Origin of the sequence: Streptomyces hainanensis (assembly GCF_004348415.1) — a bacterium.
In the GTDB taxonomy this organism is placed as follows: Bacteria; Actinomycetota; Actinomycetes; order Streptomycetales; family Streptomycetaceae; genus Streptomyces; species Streptomyces hainanensis.
In genome coordinates, this window is record NZ_SMKI01000164.1 from 1 (window position 1) to 15,098 (window position 15,098).

The window sequence follows — 15,098 nt, forward strand, 5'->3', positions numbered from 1 at the left end:
CTCCCCGCCCCGGGCGGCTCTCCCCTGTCCGGGCCCGACTCCCCGGCTACACCAGGGACTTGGGATCCTCGGGCGCGCCCCTGGCCGGCAGCGGCGCCAACACCCGGGTGCCGGCCGTCTCGCGGTAGATCATCGAGCTGCGGAAGCCGACCACCTCGCGACGCGCGCTGAACCGGTCCATCAGGAACGCGTGCAGGTGCTCGATGTCCGGCACCGCCACGTGCACCACGAAGTCGTCGTCGCCCGAGACCACGTACACCGAGAGCACCTCGGGCAGCCGGGACAGATAGCTCTCGAAGCCGGTGATCACCTCCCGGCTCAACGGCCGCAGCCGCGCGAAGACCAGCGCCTGGAGCGACCGGCCGAGGGCGCGCGGCTCCACCGCCGCGTGGTAGCCGGTGATGACGCCACGGGACCGCAGCGCCCGCACCCGCTCCAGGCAGGTGGACGGCGCGACGCCCACCAGGCGCGCCAGCTCGCGGTTGGTCAGCCGTCCGTCGCGCTGGAGATGGGTGAGGATCGCCGAATCAATGTCGTCCATGGCCGCCATTCTGCCGCCGTGACCGAACGTCGTTCGGCGAGCGGCCATCCGGCCCGCATCCCGGACTAGGTTCACTGCCGGCCCACCGGATCCCGGAGTGGCCGGACCCCGGAGAGAAAGGGCGCCACTATGACGCTCGCCGTCCCCTCCCAGTCGTCCCCCGCCCACCCGCCGGCGATGGACCACTACGACCGGCTGCTCGCCGAGCACTACACCTGGATGCTCGGCGGCGACCCGGCGGCGCTGGCCACCGCCCAGCGGGCGTTCCTCGCCGACCTCGGGGTCGCGCCGGGCCCGAGCGGCACCACGGCCGTGGACCTGGGGTGCGGGCCCGGCCACAGCAGCCTGGCCCTGGCCGGGCTCGGCTTCGACCCGGTGTTCGCCGTGGACCTGAGCGCGCCGCTGCTCGCCGAGCTGGCGGCGCAGGCGGGCGGGGAGCCGGCGGTCAGGACCGTCAGGTCCGACCTGCGCGGGGCGCTGCCCGCGCTGGTCAGGCCCGGTTCCGCCGGCGTCGTCGTCTGCCTCGGCGACACGCTGACCCACCTGCCGACCCGCGGGGACGTGGCCGCGCTGCTCGGCGAGATATCCCACGCCCTGGCCCCCGGCGGCCGGGCCGTGCTCGCCTACCGCGACCTGACCGTGCCGCTCACCGGCACCGACCGGTTCCTCCCGGTGCGGGCCACCGAGAACCGGATCATGACGTGCTTCCTGGAGTACCCGGACGACTTCGACGACTACACGGTCGTGGTCCACGACCTGGTGCACCGCCGCGGCCCCGACGGCGCCTGGACGCTGCACACCGGCAGCTACCGGAAGCTGCGCCTCGCCCACGCCTGGGTCCTCGACCAGTGCCGCACCGCCGGCCTGCGGGTGGTGCACGACGCGCCGGTCCTGGCCGGCGGGATGCGCACCGTCGTCCTGGAACGCTGAACCTGGCCGGCTGGCCGGGCGACGTCCCCGATGCCAGGCTTGAGGGACGATGACCGAACGGCCGACCGGTGCGACGGCGCGGCTGGCGCTGGCCGGGGACACCATGCTGGGCCGTGGCGTGGCCGAGGAGATCGGCCGCCACGGGACGGGCGCGCTGTTCTCCGACGGGCTCCGGGCCGAACTGGCCGCGGCCGACGCCGTGTTCCTCAACCTGGAGTGCTGCGTCTCGGACCGGGGCAGCCGGATCCCGATCCCCGGCAAGCCCTTCTTCTTCCGCGCCCCGCCCGAGGCCGCCGAGGCCCTCGCCGGGCTCGGCGTGCGGGCGGTGACGCTGGCCAACAACCACGCGCTCGACTACGGGCCCGAGGCCCTGCTCGACACCCTCGACCACCTGGCTGCGGCCGGAATCCTGACGGTGGGCGCCGGCCCCGACGCGACGGCGGCCCGCGCGCCGGCCACGCTGACGGTGGGCGGGCTGCGGCTCGGGCTGCTCGGCGTCACCGACCACCCCGCCGAGTACGCGGCGGGCCCCGACCGCCCCGGCGTCGCCCACGCCGACCTGACCGCCGGCGTCCCCGACTGGCTGACCGACGCGCTGGCCTCGCTGCGCCAACGGGTCGACGTGGTGCTGCTGTTCACGCACTGGGGCCCCAACATGGTGGCGGAGCCGGTGCCGCACGTCCGCCGCGTCGCGCCCGAACTGCTCGCGGCCGGGGCCTCGTTGATCGTCGGCAGCTCCGCGCACGTCTTCCACGGGCTGACCCGCCGGGTGCTCCACGACCTGGGCGACTTCATCGACGACTACGCCGTCGACCCGGTGCTGCGCAACGACCGCGGCGTCGTCGTCCTCACCACCCTGGACGCCGAGGGGCCGCGCCGCACCGAGGCGCTGCCGGTCGCCCTCGACCACGCCCACGTGCGGCTTGCCGCCGGGCTCGCACACACATGGGTGACGGACCGGCTGACGGCGGCCTGCGCCCGCCTCGGCGCCGCAGGCCCCCGGCGGTCAGGGGATCGGCTGGTGTGGGACTGGCCACCGGCGGACTGAGCCGGCAGTCCCGTGGGGCGAGAGTGGTCTCCGCCGGGCCACGCTGAGCGCTGCGGAGGAGGCGGTGCGACCGGCGATCCTTCAGATGGCGCCATCGTGGCTGATCGCGCAGTTCCCCGCGCCCCTTTGGGGCGCCACCAAGCTGAGGCCCGCGTGAACCGTCCGGCGGAGCCGCAGGGCCGACCCCGTGCCTCTGGTCTACCCTCGGCGGGCGACGACGCGGTCCCGGCCTCCGGCCGGGCCTGCGCAGTGCCGTCGCGGCCCAGCCAGCGCCGCGTCTCGGCGGCTACGCCGCCACCGCCACGGCCTGGATGGCCGGGGTGCGCAGCGCCCGGCGGGCGGTGAGCAGGCTGGTGGCCATCGTCGCCGTGACCGCGATCGCGGCCGTGCCGAGCCAGATCAGGACCGTCTCCCCCGGCAGCCCGGCCTCCAGCCTGACGTCGGCGAAGGCGAGGGCCCCCGCGAGACCGGCCACGGTGCCGAAGAACAGCCCGATCACGGCGAGCAGCCCGCTCTCGGTGGCCACCATCGTCAGCACCTGCCGCGGGGTGGCACCCGCCAGCCGCTGGCCGCCGAACTCGTGGCGCCGGTAGGAGGTCGCCGCGTAGAGGCTGTTGACGAGCATCACGCAGCAGAAGGCGGCGATGATGCCGACGACCACCAGGTTCAGCGTCTCCACGTTCTTGTCCTCGACGGACTTGCCGACTCCGGCGGCCTCGATCGCGTCGCTCTCGACGACCTGGATGCAGATCGTGGCGATCGTGATCCCGGTGAAGAGGACGAGCGTCATCAGCACGCCGGCCAGACTCGCCGCGCGCCGCCTGGTGTTGTGCACGGCGAGGTAGCCGCCGGCGCCGGTGAGCGCCGCGATGGGGCGGCCGAAGAGCCGGAGCAGTGTCCGCAGCAGACCGCCGGAGAGCGTCGCGAACCCGACGGACAGCAGGATCGCGCCGTAGGCGGGGGCCGCCATCAGGCCCGGCTCGGCCGGGTCGATGGCGTAGGTGGCGGCCACGCCGCCGGCCCCGCCGAGCAGGGCCAGGACGCCACCGGCGGTACGCAGCCGCGCCCGCGGCGCCCGGGCGCCGGCCGCCGTCCTGGTGGCCCGCCGCACCGCGAGGAACGCGGCGCCGGCCGAGGCCAGCAGGGTGACGCCGAAGCCCGCCGAGAGGGCGATCGGGCCGAAGACGTGGTCGACGCCCGGGGCGACCTGGTCCGTCTCCTGGAACATGTCGAGGAGCAGCCGGCCGCCGAGCATCGCCGGGCCGATGGCCAGCGCGGTGCCGAGCACCGCCACCAGGACCGCCTCGCCCATGATCATCCGCTTGACCTGGGCCGGGGTGGCCCCGGACTGGCGCAGCAGGGTGATCTCGGAGGCACGCTGCCGCACGTTCACCGTGAGCGTGGAGGCCACGGCGAAGAACACCAGCAGCGTGCCGTACCCGCCGACCACGCCGGCGCTCAGACCCAGCGTCTCGGCGCTGGTGTCGTCGATCCCGGCGGCGCCCGCCGTGTCGTGCAGGGAGTTGAACGCCATGCTGATCGCGGCGCCGAGGAACGTGGCGAGCAGGGTGCCGACGAAGCGCCCCGGGCGCTTCCTGACCGAGCGGATGGCCAACTGGAGCATGATCACGGCTCAGACCCCCGCCGCCACGACGTCGCCCAGGTGCGCGAGGCGCTCCGCCACCGCGTCCGCGGTGGGCTCGGTCATCGAGCCGGCCAGCCGGCCGTCGGCCAGGAACACCACCGAGTCGGCGTGGGAGGCGGCGACCGGGTCGTGCGTGACCATCACCACGGTGCGGCCGTGGGCCGAGACCACCTCGCGCAGCAGTTCCAGTACCTCGCGGGCGCTACGGGTGTCGAGCGCGCCGGTGGGCTCGTCCGCGAAGATCACGGCGGGCTCGGCGACCAGCGCCCGCGCGATGGCGACCCGCTGCCGCTGCCCGCCGGAGAGCTGGTCGGGGAAGTGGCCGAGCCGGTCCGCGAGGCCCACCTGGGCGAGGATCGTGCGGGCACGCTCCCGACTGACCCGGCGGCCGGCCAACCGCAGCGGCAGCGTGGTGTTCTGCAGCACGGTGAGGGTCGGCAGCAGGTTGTACGACTGGAAGACGAAGCCGATCCGGTTCCGCCGGAACTTCGTCAACTCGGCCTCGGTGCCGCCGGCCAGCTCGGCCCCGTCCACCACGACCACGCCCCGGTCGGGCCGGTCGAGCCCGGCCGCGCACTGCAACAGCGTCGACTTCCCCGACCCCGAGGGCCCCATCACCGCCGTGAAGCTACCGGTCGGCAGGCTCAACGACACGTTGTCCAACGCCGTGACGGCGCTCTCCGCGTCCCCGTACACCTTGCTCACCCCGACCAGCCGCAACGCCTCCGCGCTCCGCGCCTGCCCCGGCCCGCCACTCCGACGAAACATCGCCATCCCTTTCCCGCTGTGCTCCGCTTTCGACGCCCCCGGCGCCGCACCTACGAAGCTACGGACGGCCCGCCGCCGCCACATTGGGCCCACGACCCGGGTTCGGGGTGTACCTGACACCACCCCCCTACGCCGCCTGAGCCCCCAGCGGAGGCCGGCTATGGGTGACGACGCGGCTCGTACGGCCGCTGCAACGCCCGGTTACGCCACTGCTCCAGCCCAGGGCACCGCCTATCCGGCGACGGAGCGAAGAACTGCCCGCAGCCGAAGCACAGGATCCAGCCGCTCTCGGCATCGGCTTCGCGACGGCCGCCACAGAGCGGACAGTCCTCCATCAGGGACCTCCTGGCTCAGACGTGATGCGACTCGGTGAAGGTCTCGATGGGGCACCGCGCCCGGCCGGCGCGGCCGATCCGGGCGTCGCTCGTGATGAGCGGCACGTCGAGCCCCTCGGCCAGGGCCACATAGGTCGCGTCGTACGGCGAGAGGTTGTTCCACAGCTCGCGCACGCGGGGCAGCACCGGCATGTGCTCCATGCGCCTGACGGGCAACAGAGCGAAGGAGTCCCAGGCCGCCTCGAGTTCGGCGTCGGTGAGTTTCCCGCCCCGGTGGCGCCCCCGCAACGCGGAGGCGACCTCGACATCCAGCAGATAGGGCGCGGCCAGGCGTTCCGATTCCGCACGCTTACGCACGGCCTCTCCCACCGGACCGGCATCCGCCACCAGGTGCACGACGGCACCCGCGTCCACCACGATCACCCGCGCCCCCGCCCCGACTCGATGTCGGCAAGCACCTCGCTCGTCGACAGCCGCGCGGTCACCCGATCCCTGATGCGTGCGATGACGTCCTCGGTGGTCGGGGTGGCCGCCTCTTCCTCCAGCAGGGTCCGGGCGTACGCCTGGAGGGACTGCCGGTTCCTGGCGGCCCTTGTCTTCAGCTCGACAAGCGCCTCGTCGGACAGATCGCGAACGTAGAGAGTAGCCATGCGACAAGAATAATCGCGCAGCTAGCATAGTGCTAGCTCAGCTCGAACCACACCCGCTTCCCGAGCGGCGAGGCGGCGACGCCCCAGTCGGCGGCGAGCAGTTCGACCAGCAGCAGGCCCCGGCCGTTCTCGTTCGCCGACGCCGCGTCGTCCGCGCGGCGGGCCATCGGGTGGCGCTCGGACTCGTCGTAGGTGGCCACCAGCACGCGGCGGGCGTCGATGACGGTCTCGACGGTGACGAACGGAACGTCCGTGTGCGAGAAGACGTTCGTCACGATCTCGCTGGTCAACAGTTGGGCGTTGTCCGCCAACGCGCCATGCCCGGTGTGGTCGAGCAGCCGGACGACGTGGTCCCGCGCCAGCTTCGCGGTGTCGACGGCGTTGGGGGCGGTGAGCCAGTACGAACGAATGGGTTGGATCATCGGTTCTTCCCTCCCGGACCCTTGGACGCCAGAAGGCTAGCTGGATAGACCCAGCTTGTTAGCCTTGGTTCACTCTTTCCAGTGATGAAGTGGACCCAATCTGATGGGGTCGTCCATGCTGGCCGAGACGGAAGGGGAAGGAGCCGCATGGCATCCAGGAAGGCACCCACCGCCCGACAGCGGCGCATCGGCACGGAGTTGCGGCGGATGCGCGAGCACGCCGGCTTCTCCATCGCTGACGGCGCGGCCCTGTTGGGCACCGATCGGACCAACATCTCGAACCTGGAGGGCGCGCGCTTCGGCGTGAGCGCGGAGCGGGTCAGGCAGTTCGCCGCGAACTACAACTGTCCCGATCCCGCCTACGTCGAAGGATTGGCCGCCATGGCCGCCACCCGGGTCCGAGGGTGGTGGACGGAGTACCAGGGCGTGCTGCCCGCCGGCGCGGTCGACCTGGCCGAGTTGGAGTACCACGCGCGCCAGCTGACGGTGGTGGAACACCTGCACATTCCGGGCCTGTTGCAGACGGAGGAGCACGCCCGCGCGGTGCTGCGCCTCGCCATCCCCCAACGATCGGACGTCGAGCTCCTCAGGCGGCTCACGCATCGCATGAAGCGCAAGACGGTCTTCGAGCGCGACCAGCCCACGCCCTGTGTCTTCCTCGTCCACGAAGCGGCGCTGCGCATGCGTCTGGGCGGGACGGACGTCCAACGCCGGCAGCTCGACCGCCTGTTGGAGGAGAGCGAGCGTGACCACATCACGCTGCTGGCCATCCCCTTCGCCGCCGACGGCTACGCGGGGGCAGGCAGTTCCATCACACTCGCGGCCGGCGTAACACCCAAGCTGGACACGGTGCAGCTCGACAGTCCACACGGCGTCGTGTTCCTCGACGGTGAGGCACAGCTGATCAGGTACCGGACTACGCTGGAGCGAATGCGTGAGGTCACGCTCTCGCCATCGGAGTCACGCGACTTCATCCGCACCGCGCGAGACGAGCTGTGAAAGGCGAACCATGCCCGCCTCCCCCTGGCAGAAGTCCTCGTACTCCAACGAGGAAGGAAACTGCGTCGAGTTGGCCATAACCCCGGCGGCTCGGCTTCTCATACGGGAGAGCGACACCCCCGACACCGTGCTCACCGCGAGCCCCGCCCGGGTCCGCGCGCTACTGCACCGCCTCAAGGGCCCGGCAACCGACGCGTGAGCTGGAACTCCAGCGGCGTCCACTCACGCACGTCGACCACGCGCACGCCGGGGGTGCGATAGTACGGGTCGTCCGCCATGATCCGGTCCAACTCCGGGCGGTCGACGGGGAAGATCAGCAGCGCGCCGCTGTCGTCGGCGTAGGGGCCGGCGGCCAACAGCCGGCCCTCCCCGTGCAGTCGGGTCAGGGTCACCCGGTGGGCGGGGCGGGCGGCGAGGCGTTCGGGTTCGGGTCCGAAGCGGAGTTCGACGATCAGCATGGCGGTGACGGTACGGTCGGTCGGGTGAGCCCGTCTGTATCAGCCGATACACCGCCGCCGCACGCGGCGCTGGCCGCGGTGCCGCTGCTGAGCGGCCTCGGCGACGGGCGGCTGCGCGAGGTGTGGGACGCCACGGTGCGGCGGCGCCACCTGGCCGGGCAGGTGCTGCGGCGCGCCGGCGCGCCCGCCACCCATCTGCTGCTCCTGCTGCGCGGCACGGTCGCCGCCACCGGGCACACCGCCGCCGGGCGGACGGTCGGGCACGGCGCGTGGACGGGGCCGCGCGCCCTCGACAAGGTCGCGGTGATCGACGGGCTCGGCCACACCGCCACCCTCACCGCCGTCACCGCCTGCGACGTCGCGGCCCTGCCGCGAGACCGTTTCCTCGCGCTGACGGACGACGCCGCCACCGTGCGGGCCCATGTGCTGCGCACACTGGCCGGCGAGGCCCGCCGGCAGCAGGCCCGCTTCGCCGCGACGGCCACCCTCCCGGCCGAGGCGCGCCTCGCGGCCTGGCTGCTCGCCGAGGCCGCGAGGCGGTCCGACCTCACGATCCCGATGCCGGGCACCGGCACCCAGCAGGACCTCGCCGAACTCCTCGGCGTCAGTCGGATCACCGTCAACCGCGCTCTGGCGTGCCTGCGCCGTGATGGCCTGATCGCCCCGGCCGGCCGGGGCGCGGTGCGAGTGTTGGCCCCGGAGTTGCTGCGGCTGAGAGGCGCATAGGCGGGTCGCCGGAGCAGCGCGGCGTCAGAGCAGCGGAGCGACGACCGCGCGGGCCAGGGACTCGGCGCGGGAGCGGGGGGCGGGGGCCGCGTCGGGACCCTCGGCGTAGCAGCGCAGGAACGCCTCCATGAAGCAGGATCCGACGAGCAGCGCCGCCACGGCGTCCGGGTCGGCGTCCTCGGCGATGCGGCCCCCCGCCTGCTCCTGCCGCAGGTAGTCGGCGAACCCCGTGACCGGGCGGTCGGGGCCGCCGCCGTGTCTGGCCATGGCGTCGCGGTGGCTCGCCATGCGCTGCGGGTCGGCGAGGAGGGCGCCGAGCATCGGGATGGAGCGCTGGTAGAAGTCGAGGAGCGCGTGGGCGAACTCGGTCAGGTTGCCGACGACGTCGCCCTCGCCCGGCCGGACGGCCGTCCGGGACAGGCCGGGCAGGCGCTCCTGGAGGACGGCGAGCAGCAGGCCCTCCTTGTCGCCGAAGTACTTGTAGAGCGTCGGCTCGGACACGCTCGACGCCCGCGCGATCTCCTTGGTCGTCGCCTGCGCCACGCCCCGTGTTCTGAGGATCTCCGCCGCGGCGTCGAGGATTCGCTCTCGCGTACTCACGGGGCCAACCCTCCCACGCTTGACAGGTTAGTGAACACTAGCCCACCCTGGGGGCTAGTGTTCACTAACCCTCCCCGGGAGGCAACCATGCGCATCACCGCCTTCGGCGCCACCGGCGGCACCGGGCAGCACCTCGTGCGGCAGGCGCTCGACGCCGGCCACCATGTCACCGTCGTCGTCCGCGACCCGGCCAGGCTCGGGATCGCCGACCACCCGCGCCTCGGCGTCGTGACCGCCCCGACGCTGGCCGACGACGCGGCCGTCGCCGCCGCGCTCGACGGCCAGGACGCGGCCGTGTCCACGCTCGGCCGGCGGTCGGGAGGCGACCCCTCGGTCTGCGCCGACGGCGCCCGCGCGATCATCGCGGCGATGCGGAAGACCGACGTCCGCCGGCTGGTCGTCGTCACCGCGAGCGGTCACGTCGTGGACGCCGGCGACGGCCCCGTCACCCGCGCCGCCTTCAAGCCGCTGCTGGGGCGGTTCCTCCGCACCAACTTCGCGGACTTCGCCCGCACCGACGAGATCGTCCGCGCCAGCGGCCTCGACTGGACGATCATGCGGCCGCCGCGCCTGACCAACGGCCGGCAGCGCCCCTTCCGCACCGACCTGGACCGCAACGTCCGCGGCGGCATCTCGATCGCCCGCGCCGACCTGGCCCGCGCCATCCTCGACGCGCTGGCCGACCCCGAAACCGCGGGCCACACCGTGGGCCTCGGGTACTGATCACCCACCCAGACGTAGAACGCGTAGTACAGTGGATTCGTGAAGGAACGAGTGGAGGTCCCGCTCCGGGAGCTCAACCAACAGACGTCACGCGTGATGGCTCGCGTCATCGCCGGCGAGGTTGTCACCATCACCAAGGACGGCGTCCCCATAGGGGACATCGTGCCCCGCGGATCCGTCACCGGACCGCCGGCGTATCCGTTCCGCACCGATCCGATGGGGGATCTCGACGTGCCGGACCTCGGTGGGCCCGTGCTGGACGACGACGAGATCGATCTGACGCTGCGGAGCATGGGTGACGTCAGCACCACCGGTGATCTCGATGACTGAGATCCCGGTGGCGATCGCCGACACCAACGCGCTGTACCGCCTCTTCACTCCCAAGGACCCCCACCACGAGGCTCACCGGAAGGCTCTGGCAGGCACCGGCCATCTCGTCGTCTCGCCCATGGTCCTCACCGAGTTGGACTACCTGCTTACCTCGCGCGTCGGCACCGGCGCCGCGCTGAACGCGTTGGAGTTCATCGCCCGCCAGGCCGAGTCCCGGCGCTTCGAGATCCCCGACGCGGCTCCGCACCTGCGAAGCGCCATGGCCGTCATGCGCGGCTACGCGGACCTCGACGGCGGCAGAGGGGTCGGGCTGGCAGACGCGATGAACGTGGCCCTCGCGGCGACCTTCCAGACCGCTGACCTGTTCACCAGCGACCGACACTTCCGCGTCCTGCGGCCCCTCACCTCCCACCCGGCCTTCCGGCTCCTGCCCGCCGACCTCGCTGCCTGAGGGCTACGCCGCCCGACGCCGCGCGCCCGCGTCAGTCCGCCCCGCCCGCGTCAGTCCGCCCCGCCCGGGGGTGTACGTCCCGTCACCCCGGGCAGGGCGGAGTCTCAGCGGTGGTGCCTCACAGGGTGTGCTCGCGGTAGCGGGCCACGGTCTCGGCCAGGACCTCGCGGCCGTCGCGCGCCCACATCCCGTCGTTGAAGATCTCGACCTCCACCGGGCCGGCGTAGCCGGCGGACTCGACCTCGCGGCGGAACCAGCGGAAGTCCACGGCGCCGTCGCCGAGTTGGCCACGGCCGGTGAGGACGCCCGCCGGCAGCGGCGTGGTCCAGTCGGCGAACTGGAAGCAGTGGATGCGGTCGCCGGCGCCGGCGCGGGCGATGCCGGCTGCCACCGTGTCGTCCCACCACAGGTGGTAGGTGTCGACGACGATCCCGACCTGCTCGGCCGGGAAGCGCTCCGCCAGGTCGAGGGCCTGGGCCAGCGTCGACACCACGCAGCGGTCCGCCGCGTACATCGGGTGCAGCGGCTCGATCGCCAGCCGGACGCCCCGCTCGGCGGCGTACGGCGCCAGCTCGGCCAGCGCGTCCGCGATCCGCTCCCGCGCGCCCACCAGGTCGCGGCTGCCGGGCGGCAGCCCACCGGAGACCAACACCAGGGTGTCGGTGGCCAGTTCGGCCGCCTCGTCGATGGCCGACCGGTTGTCGGCCAGGGCGGCCGCCCGCTCGGCCGGGTCGATCGCCGTGAAGAAGCCGCCCCGGCACAGCGACGTGACGGAGAGGCCCGCGTCCCGGATCAGGCGGGCCGCCGCGGCCAGCCCGTACTCCGCCACCGGCTCCCGCCAGAGGCCGATGCCCGGGACGCCCAACTCCACGAGCCCCTTGACCAGTTCGGGCAGGGACAGCTGCTTGACGGTCATCTGGTTGACCGAGAAGCCGGTCAGCTCGGGGTCGCACATCAGGCGCTCACCCCGTACAGCGCCAGCAGCCGCCGCATCCGGGACTCGGCGAGCTCCGGGTCCGGGAACAGGCCGAGGCCGTCCGCCAGTCGGTAGGCGGTGACGAAGTGCGGCAGCGAACGCGCCGACTGGAGTCCGCCCACCATGGAGAAGTGCTCCTGGTGCCCGGCCAGCCAGGCCAGGAACACCACGCCCGTCTTGTAGTAGCGGGTCGGCGCCTGGAAGAGGTGCCTGGACAGCGGCACCGTCGGGTCGAGCGCGGCCCTGAAGCCCGCGCCGTCGCCGGTGTCCAGCGTCCGCACCGCCTGCGCGGCCAGCGGCCCGAGCGGGTCGAAGATGCCCAACAGGGCGTGGCTGAAGCCCTGTTCGTCGCCCGCGATCAGCTCGGGGTAGTTGAAGTCGTCGCCCGTGTAGCAGCGCACCCCGTCCGGCAGTCGGCGCCGCAGCTTGATCTCGCGCTGGGCGTCGAGCAGCGAGACCTTCACGCCGTCCACCTTGTCCGGGTGGGCCGCGATGATCTCGACGAACGTGTCGGTGGCCGCGTCCAGGTCCTCGCCGCCCCAGTAGCCGGACAGCGCCGGGTCGAACATCGGGCCGAGCCAGTGCAGGATCACCGGCTCGGCGGCCTGCCGCAGCAGCCGGCCGTAGACCTCGGCGTAGGCGTCCGGCCCGGCGGCCGTGGCGGCCAGCGCCCTGGAGGCCATCAGGATGGCCTGCGCGCCGGTCTCCTCGACCACCGCCAGCTGTTCCTCGTACGCCGCCAGCACCACGTCCAACGTGGCCGGCCCGGCCGGCAGTTGGTCGGTGCCGACGCCGCAGGCGATCCGGCCGCCGACCGCCTTCGCCTCGGCGCCCGAGCGGCGGATCAGCTCGGCGGCGCCGGCCCAGTCCAGGCCCATGCCGCGCTGCGCGGTGTCCATCGCCTCGGCCACGCCGAGGCCGTGCGACCACAGGTGCCGGCGGAACGCCAGCGTGGCGTCCCAGTCGACGGCCGCCGGTCCCTCGGGCGTCACGTCGGCGAACGGGTCGGCGACCACGTGCGCCGCCGAGTAGACGATCCGGGAGGCGAGCGGCGGCGCGCCGGCGGGATCGAACACGCCGGGCTCGGCGCGCGGCGTGTACTCGGCCAACGCACCGGTCTCGTCGGGCAGTCGGATCATGACGCGCCCCCTCTACAGGCTCAGCTCGGGCACGGTGAGCCGGCGGCCCTCGGCCGACGACCGCAGGCCGAGCTCGGCCAGCTGCACGCCCCTGGCTCCCGCCAACAGGTCCCAGCTGTACGGCTCGTCGAGCACCACGTGGCGCAGGAACAGCTCCCACTGCGCCTTGAAGCCGTTGTCGAACTCCTCGTTGTCCGGGACCTGTTGCCACTGGTCGCGGAAGACCTCGGTGGCCGGCAGGTCCGGGTTCCAGACCGGCTTGGGGGTCGAGGAGCGGTGCTGCGCGCGGCAGTTGCGGAGGCCGGCGACGGCCGAGCCCTCCGTGCCGTCGACCTGGAACTCCACCAGCTCGTCGCGGTTGACCCGCACCGCCCAGGAGGAGTTGATCTGGGCGATGGCGCCGCCGGCCAGCTCGAAGACCCCGTAGGCCGCGTCGTCGGCGGTGGCCTGGTAGGGCTTGCCCTGCTCGTCCCAGCGCTCGGGAATGTGGGTGGCGGCCAGCGCCTGCACGGTCTCCACCCGGCCGAAGATGTCGTGCAGCACGTACTCCCAGTGCGGGAACATGTCGACGACGATGCCGCCGCCGTCCTCGCTGCGGTAGTTCCACGAGGGGCGCTGCGCGGCCTGCCAGTCGCCCTCGAAGACCCAGTAGCCGAACTCGCCGCGGATGGACAGGATGCGGCCGAAGAAGCCGCCGTCCACCAGCCGCTTGAGCTTGCGGAGCCCCGGCAGGAACAGCTTGTCCTGCACCACGCCGTGCTTGATGCCGGCGTCCCGCGCCTGCCGGGCGAGGCGCAGCGCGCCGTCGAGGCCGGTGGCGGTGGGCTTCTCGGTGTAGATGTGCTTGCCGGCGGCGATCGCCCTGGTCAGCGCCTCCTCGCGGGCCAGCGTGACCTGCGAGTCGAAGTAGATGTCGATGCTGTCGTCGGCGAGCACCGCGTCCAGGTCCGTGGCCACGGCCTCCTGGTCGAGGCCGTGCCGCTCGGCCAGCGCGCGCAGCGCGTGCTCGCGGCGCCCGACCAGCACGGGCTCGGGCCAGAGCACCGTTCCGTCGCCCAGGTCGAGGCCGCCCTGCTCGCGGATCGCGAGGATCGAACGGACCAGGTGCTGGCGGTATCCCATCCGCCCGGTGACGCCGTTCATGGCGATCCGGACGGTCTTTCGCGTCGTCATTCCCCTGCCTCCCACACGGCCTGCTTCCGCGCCCCCTGAGTCGCCCCCGATTCAGTAAGCGCTTTCTATCCAGGGAGACGCTAACCTCTCCCCACCGGCTTGGACAAGTGTGGGAGCAGAGCATGTCCGTAACGCTCGCGGATGTCGCGGCCCGCGCTGGGGTGTCCGCGGCGACCGTGTCGCGCGTCCTCAACGGCAACTACCCGGTCGCGGGCGAGACCAGGAGCCGGGTGCTGCGCGCGGTCGAGGAGCTGGAGTACGTCGTCAACGGCCCCGCCTCGGCACTGGCCGCCGCGACGTCCGACCTGGTCGGGGTGCTGGTCAACGACATCGCCGACCCCTTCTTCGCGGTGATGGCGAGCGCCGTCCAGTCCGAGATGGGCCCGGGCAGCGACGGTGGCGGTTCCGGCAGCAGGGAGCCGCGGAACCCCCAGATGATGGCCATCATCTGCAACACCGGCGGCTTCCCGGAGCGCGAACTCACCTACCTCACGCTGCTTCAGCGCCAGCGCGCCGCCGCGGTGGTGCTCACCGGCGGCACCGTCGAGGACCCGGCGCACAGCGAGGCGCTGGCCACCCGCCTGCGGCGGCTCTCGGACGCCGGCACCCGGGTGGTGCTGTGCGGTCGGCCGCCGCTGCCCGGCAGCGACGCGCTCACCGTCACGTTCGACAACCGCGGCGGCGCGCGGCGGCTCACCGAGCACCTGCTGTCCCTCGGCCACCGGCGGCTCGGCTACCTGGCCGGGCCGGCCGCCCGCACCACCACCCGGCACCGTCTGGAGGGCCACCACGTGGCGCTGGCCGAGGCCGGCCTCGCCGGCGAGGCGACGCTGACGGTGCACGGCGCGTACGACCGGGCGGCCGGCTACGACGGCACGTTGGAGCTGCTGCGGCGCGAGCCTCGGCTGACGGCGATCCTGGCGGCCAACGACACGGTGGCGCTCGGCGTCTGCGCGGCGCTGCGGGACCGTGGGCTGCGGATCCCGGAGGACATCTCGGTCACCGGCTTCGACGACCTGCCGTTCGCCGTCGACGCCACGCCCGCGCTGACGACCGTCCGGCTGCCGCTGGCCGACGCGGCGGCCCGCGCCGGGCGGTTGGCGCTCGGCCGCGAGACGCCGCCGGCGGGCGGCGTCGCCACCTACCACGCCGACCTGATGGCCCGCGCCTCCACGGCCCCGCCG

The 15,098-nt window shown here is 73.2% G+C and carries 20 protein-coding genes; 9 read left to right on the forward strand and 11 right to left on the reverse strand.

The window, feature by feature from the left end; translation table 11 throughout:
* Positions 1 to 46: 46 nt before the first annotated feature.
* Positions 47 to 541, reverse strand: a complete 495-nt coding sequence (locus tag E1283_RS16900) for an Lrp/AsnC family transcriptional regulator (protein WP_132818886.1) — start codon at positions 539 to 541, stop codon at positions 47 to 49.
* A 129-nt stretch (positions 542 to 670) separates the two neighbouring features.
* Between E1283_RS16900 and E1283_RS16905 the strand changes: the two genes are divergently transcribed.
* The gene (locus E1283_RS16905; RefSeq protein WP_165956151.1) at positions 671 to 1,471 is read left to right on the forward strand and encodes a class I SAM-dependent methyltransferase; all 801 of its coding nucleotides are present in this window, start codon (positions 671 to 673) and stop codon (positions 1,469 to 1,471) included.
* Between the two features lie 49 nt (positions 1,472 to 1,520).
* Complete coding sequence (locus E1283_RS16910; RefSeq protein ID WP_132818887.1) at positions 1,521 to 2,519, forward strand: CapA family protein; 999 nt, start codon at positions 1,521 to 1,523, stop codon at positions 2,517 to 2,519.
* Positions 2,520 to 2,805: 286 nt separating this feature from the next.
* Here the strand turns inward: E1283_RS16910 and E1283_RS16915 are convergent, their stop codons facing one another.
* From E1283_RS16915 to E1283_RS16935, 5 genes are all read right to left on the reverse strand, one after another.
* Entirely contained in the window at positions 2,806 to 4,143 is a 1,338-nt protein-coding gene (locus E1283_RS16915; protein ID WP_132818888.1) for an FtsX-like permease family protein, read from the reverse strand.
* Positions 4,144 to 4,152: 9 nt separating this feature from the next.
* Positions 4,153 to 4,938: an ABC transporter ATP-binding protein gene (locus E1283_RS16920; RefSeq protein ID WP_425086187.1), complete on the reverse strand. Its 786-nt coding sequence runs from the start codon at positions 4,936 to 4,938 to the stop codon at positions 4,153 to 4,155.
* A 344-nt stretch (positions 4,939 to 5,282) separates the two neighbouring features.
* A complete protein-coding gene (locus E1283_RS16925) occupies positions 5,283 to 5,690 on the reverse strand; it encodes a type II toxin-antitoxin system VapC family toxin (RefSeq protein WP_132818890.1) in 408 nt (135 codons plus the stop codon).
* Positions 5,687 to 5,917, reverse strand: a complete 231-nt coding sequence (locus E1283_RS16930) for a FitA-like ribbon-helix-helix domain-containing protein (RefSeq protein ID WP_132818891.1) — start codon at positions 5,915 to 5,917, stop codon at positions 5,687 to 5,689. The genes E1283_RS16925 and E1283_RS16930 overlap by 4 nt, the downstream gene beginning before the upstream one ends.
* Before the next feature lie 32 nt (positions 5,918 to 5,949).
* Positions 5,950 to 6,339, reverse strand: a complete 390-nt coding sequence (locus tag E1283_RS16935; RefSeq protein WP_132818892.1) for an ATP-binding protein — start codon at positions 6,337 to 6,339, stop codon at positions 5,950 to 5,952.
* Between the two features lie 147 nt (positions 6,340 to 6,486).
* Here E1283_RS16935 and E1283_RS16940 point away from each other — a divergent pair, with 147 nt between their 5' ends.
* Entirely contained in the window at positions 6,487 to 7,338 is an 852-nt protein-coding gene (locus tag E1283_RS16940; protein ID WP_132818893.1) for a Scr1 family TA system antitoxin-like transcriptional regulator, read from the forward strand.
* A 10-nt stretch (positions 7,339 to 7,348) separates the two neighbouring features.
* Positions 7,349 to 7,537 (forward strand): DUF397 domain-containing protein, encoded by a 189-nt coding sequence (locus E1283_RS16945; protein ID WP_132818894.1) that lies wholly within the window; start codon positions 7,349 to 7,351, stop codon positions 7,535 to 7,537.
* Here E1283_RS16945 and E1283_RS16950 read toward each other — a convergent pair.
* On the reverse strand, positions 7,512 to 7,796 hold the full coding sequence (locus E1283_RS16950) for a YciI family protein (RefSeq protein ID WP_132818895.1): 285 nt from the start codon (positions 7,794 to 7,796) through the stop codon (positions 7,512 to 7,514). The two genes, E1283_RS16945 and E1283_RS16950, sit on opposite strands and share 26 nt — an antisense overlap.
* 24 nt (positions 7,797 to 7,820) lie before the next feature.
* Between E1283_RS16950 and E1283_RS16955 the strand changes: the two genes are divergently transcribed.
* On the forward strand, positions 7,821 to 8,522 hold the full coding sequence (locus E1283_RS16955) for a Crp/Fnr family transcriptional regulator (protein WP_243744892.1): 702 nt from the start codon (positions 7,821 to 7,823) through the stop codon (positions 8,520 to 8,522).
* 24 nt (positions 8,523 to 8,546) lie between these two features.
* Here the strand turns inward: E1283_RS16955 and E1283_RS16960 are convergent, their stop codons facing one another.
* A complete protein-coding gene (locus tag E1283_RS16960; RefSeq protein WP_132818896.1) occupies positions 8,547 to 9,122 on the reverse strand; it encodes a TetR/AcrR family transcriptional regulator in 576 nt (191 codons plus the stop codon).
* Between the two features lie 87 nt (positions 9,123 to 9,209).
* On the opposite strand from E1283_RS16960, the gene E1283_RS16965 reads away from it, so the two are divergent.
* Genes E1283_RS16965 through E1283_RS16975 form a run of 3 tightly spaced genes read left to right on the forward strand, consistent with a single transcriptional unit; the run spans position 9,210 to position 10,626 of the window.
* On the forward strand, positions 9,210 to 9,845 hold the full coding sequence (locus tag E1283_RS16965) for an NAD(P)-dependent oxidoreductase (RefSeq protein WP_132818897.1): 636 nt from the start codon (positions 9,210 to 9,212) through the stop codon (positions 9,843 to 9,845).
* A 39-nt stretch (positions 9,846 to 9,884) separates the two neighbouring features.
* Positions 9,885 to 10,175, forward strand: a complete 291-nt coding sequence (locus tag E1283_RS16970; RefSeq protein ID WP_243744893.1) for a type II toxin-antitoxin system Phd/YefM family antitoxin — start codon at positions 9,885 to 9,887, stop codon at positions 10,173 to 10,175.
* Entirely contained in the window at positions 10,168 to 10,626 is a 459-nt protein-coding gene (locus E1283_RS16975) for a PIN domain-containing protein (protein WP_132818898.1), read from the forward strand. The genes E1283_RS16970 and E1283_RS16975 overlap by 8 nt, the downstream gene beginning before the upstream one ends.
* A gap of 118 nt (positions 10,627 to 10,744) precedes the next feature.
* Here the strand turns inward: E1283_RS16975 and E1283_RS16980 are convergent, their stop codons facing one another.
* Genes E1283_RS16980 through E1283_RS16990 form a run of 3 tightly spaced genes read right to left on the reverse strand, consistent with a single transcriptional unit; the run spans position 10,745 to position 13,914 of the window.
* A complete protein-coding gene (locus tag E1283_RS16980) occupies positions 10,745 to 11,581 on the reverse strand; it encodes a sugar phosphate isomerase/epimerase family protein (RefSeq protein WP_132818899.1) in 837 nt (278 codons plus the stop codon).
* Positions 11,581 to 12,741, reverse strand: a complete 1,161-nt coding sequence (locus E1283_RS16985; protein ID WP_132818900.1) for a dihydrodipicolinate synthase family protein — start codon at positions 12,739 to 12,741, stop codon at positions 11,581 to 11,583. The genes E1283_RS16980 and E1283_RS16985 overlap by 1 nt, the downstream gene beginning before the upstream one ends.
* Positions 12,742 to 12,753: 12 nt before the next feature.
* Positions 12,754 to 13,914, reverse strand: coding sequence for a Gfo/Idh/MocA family protein (locus E1283_RS16990; protein WP_132818901.1), 1,161 nt, complete (start codon positions 13,912 to 13,914; stop codon positions 12,754 to 12,756).
* Positions 13,915 to 14,036: 122 nt separating this feature from the next.
* Between E1283_RS16990 and E1283_RS16995 the strand changes: the two genes are divergently transcribed.
* A partial coding sequence (locus E1283_RS16995; RefSeq protein WP_132818902.1) for a LacI family DNA-binding transcriptional regulator occupies positions 14,037 to 15,098 on the forward strand: 1,062 nt, incomplete at its 3' end.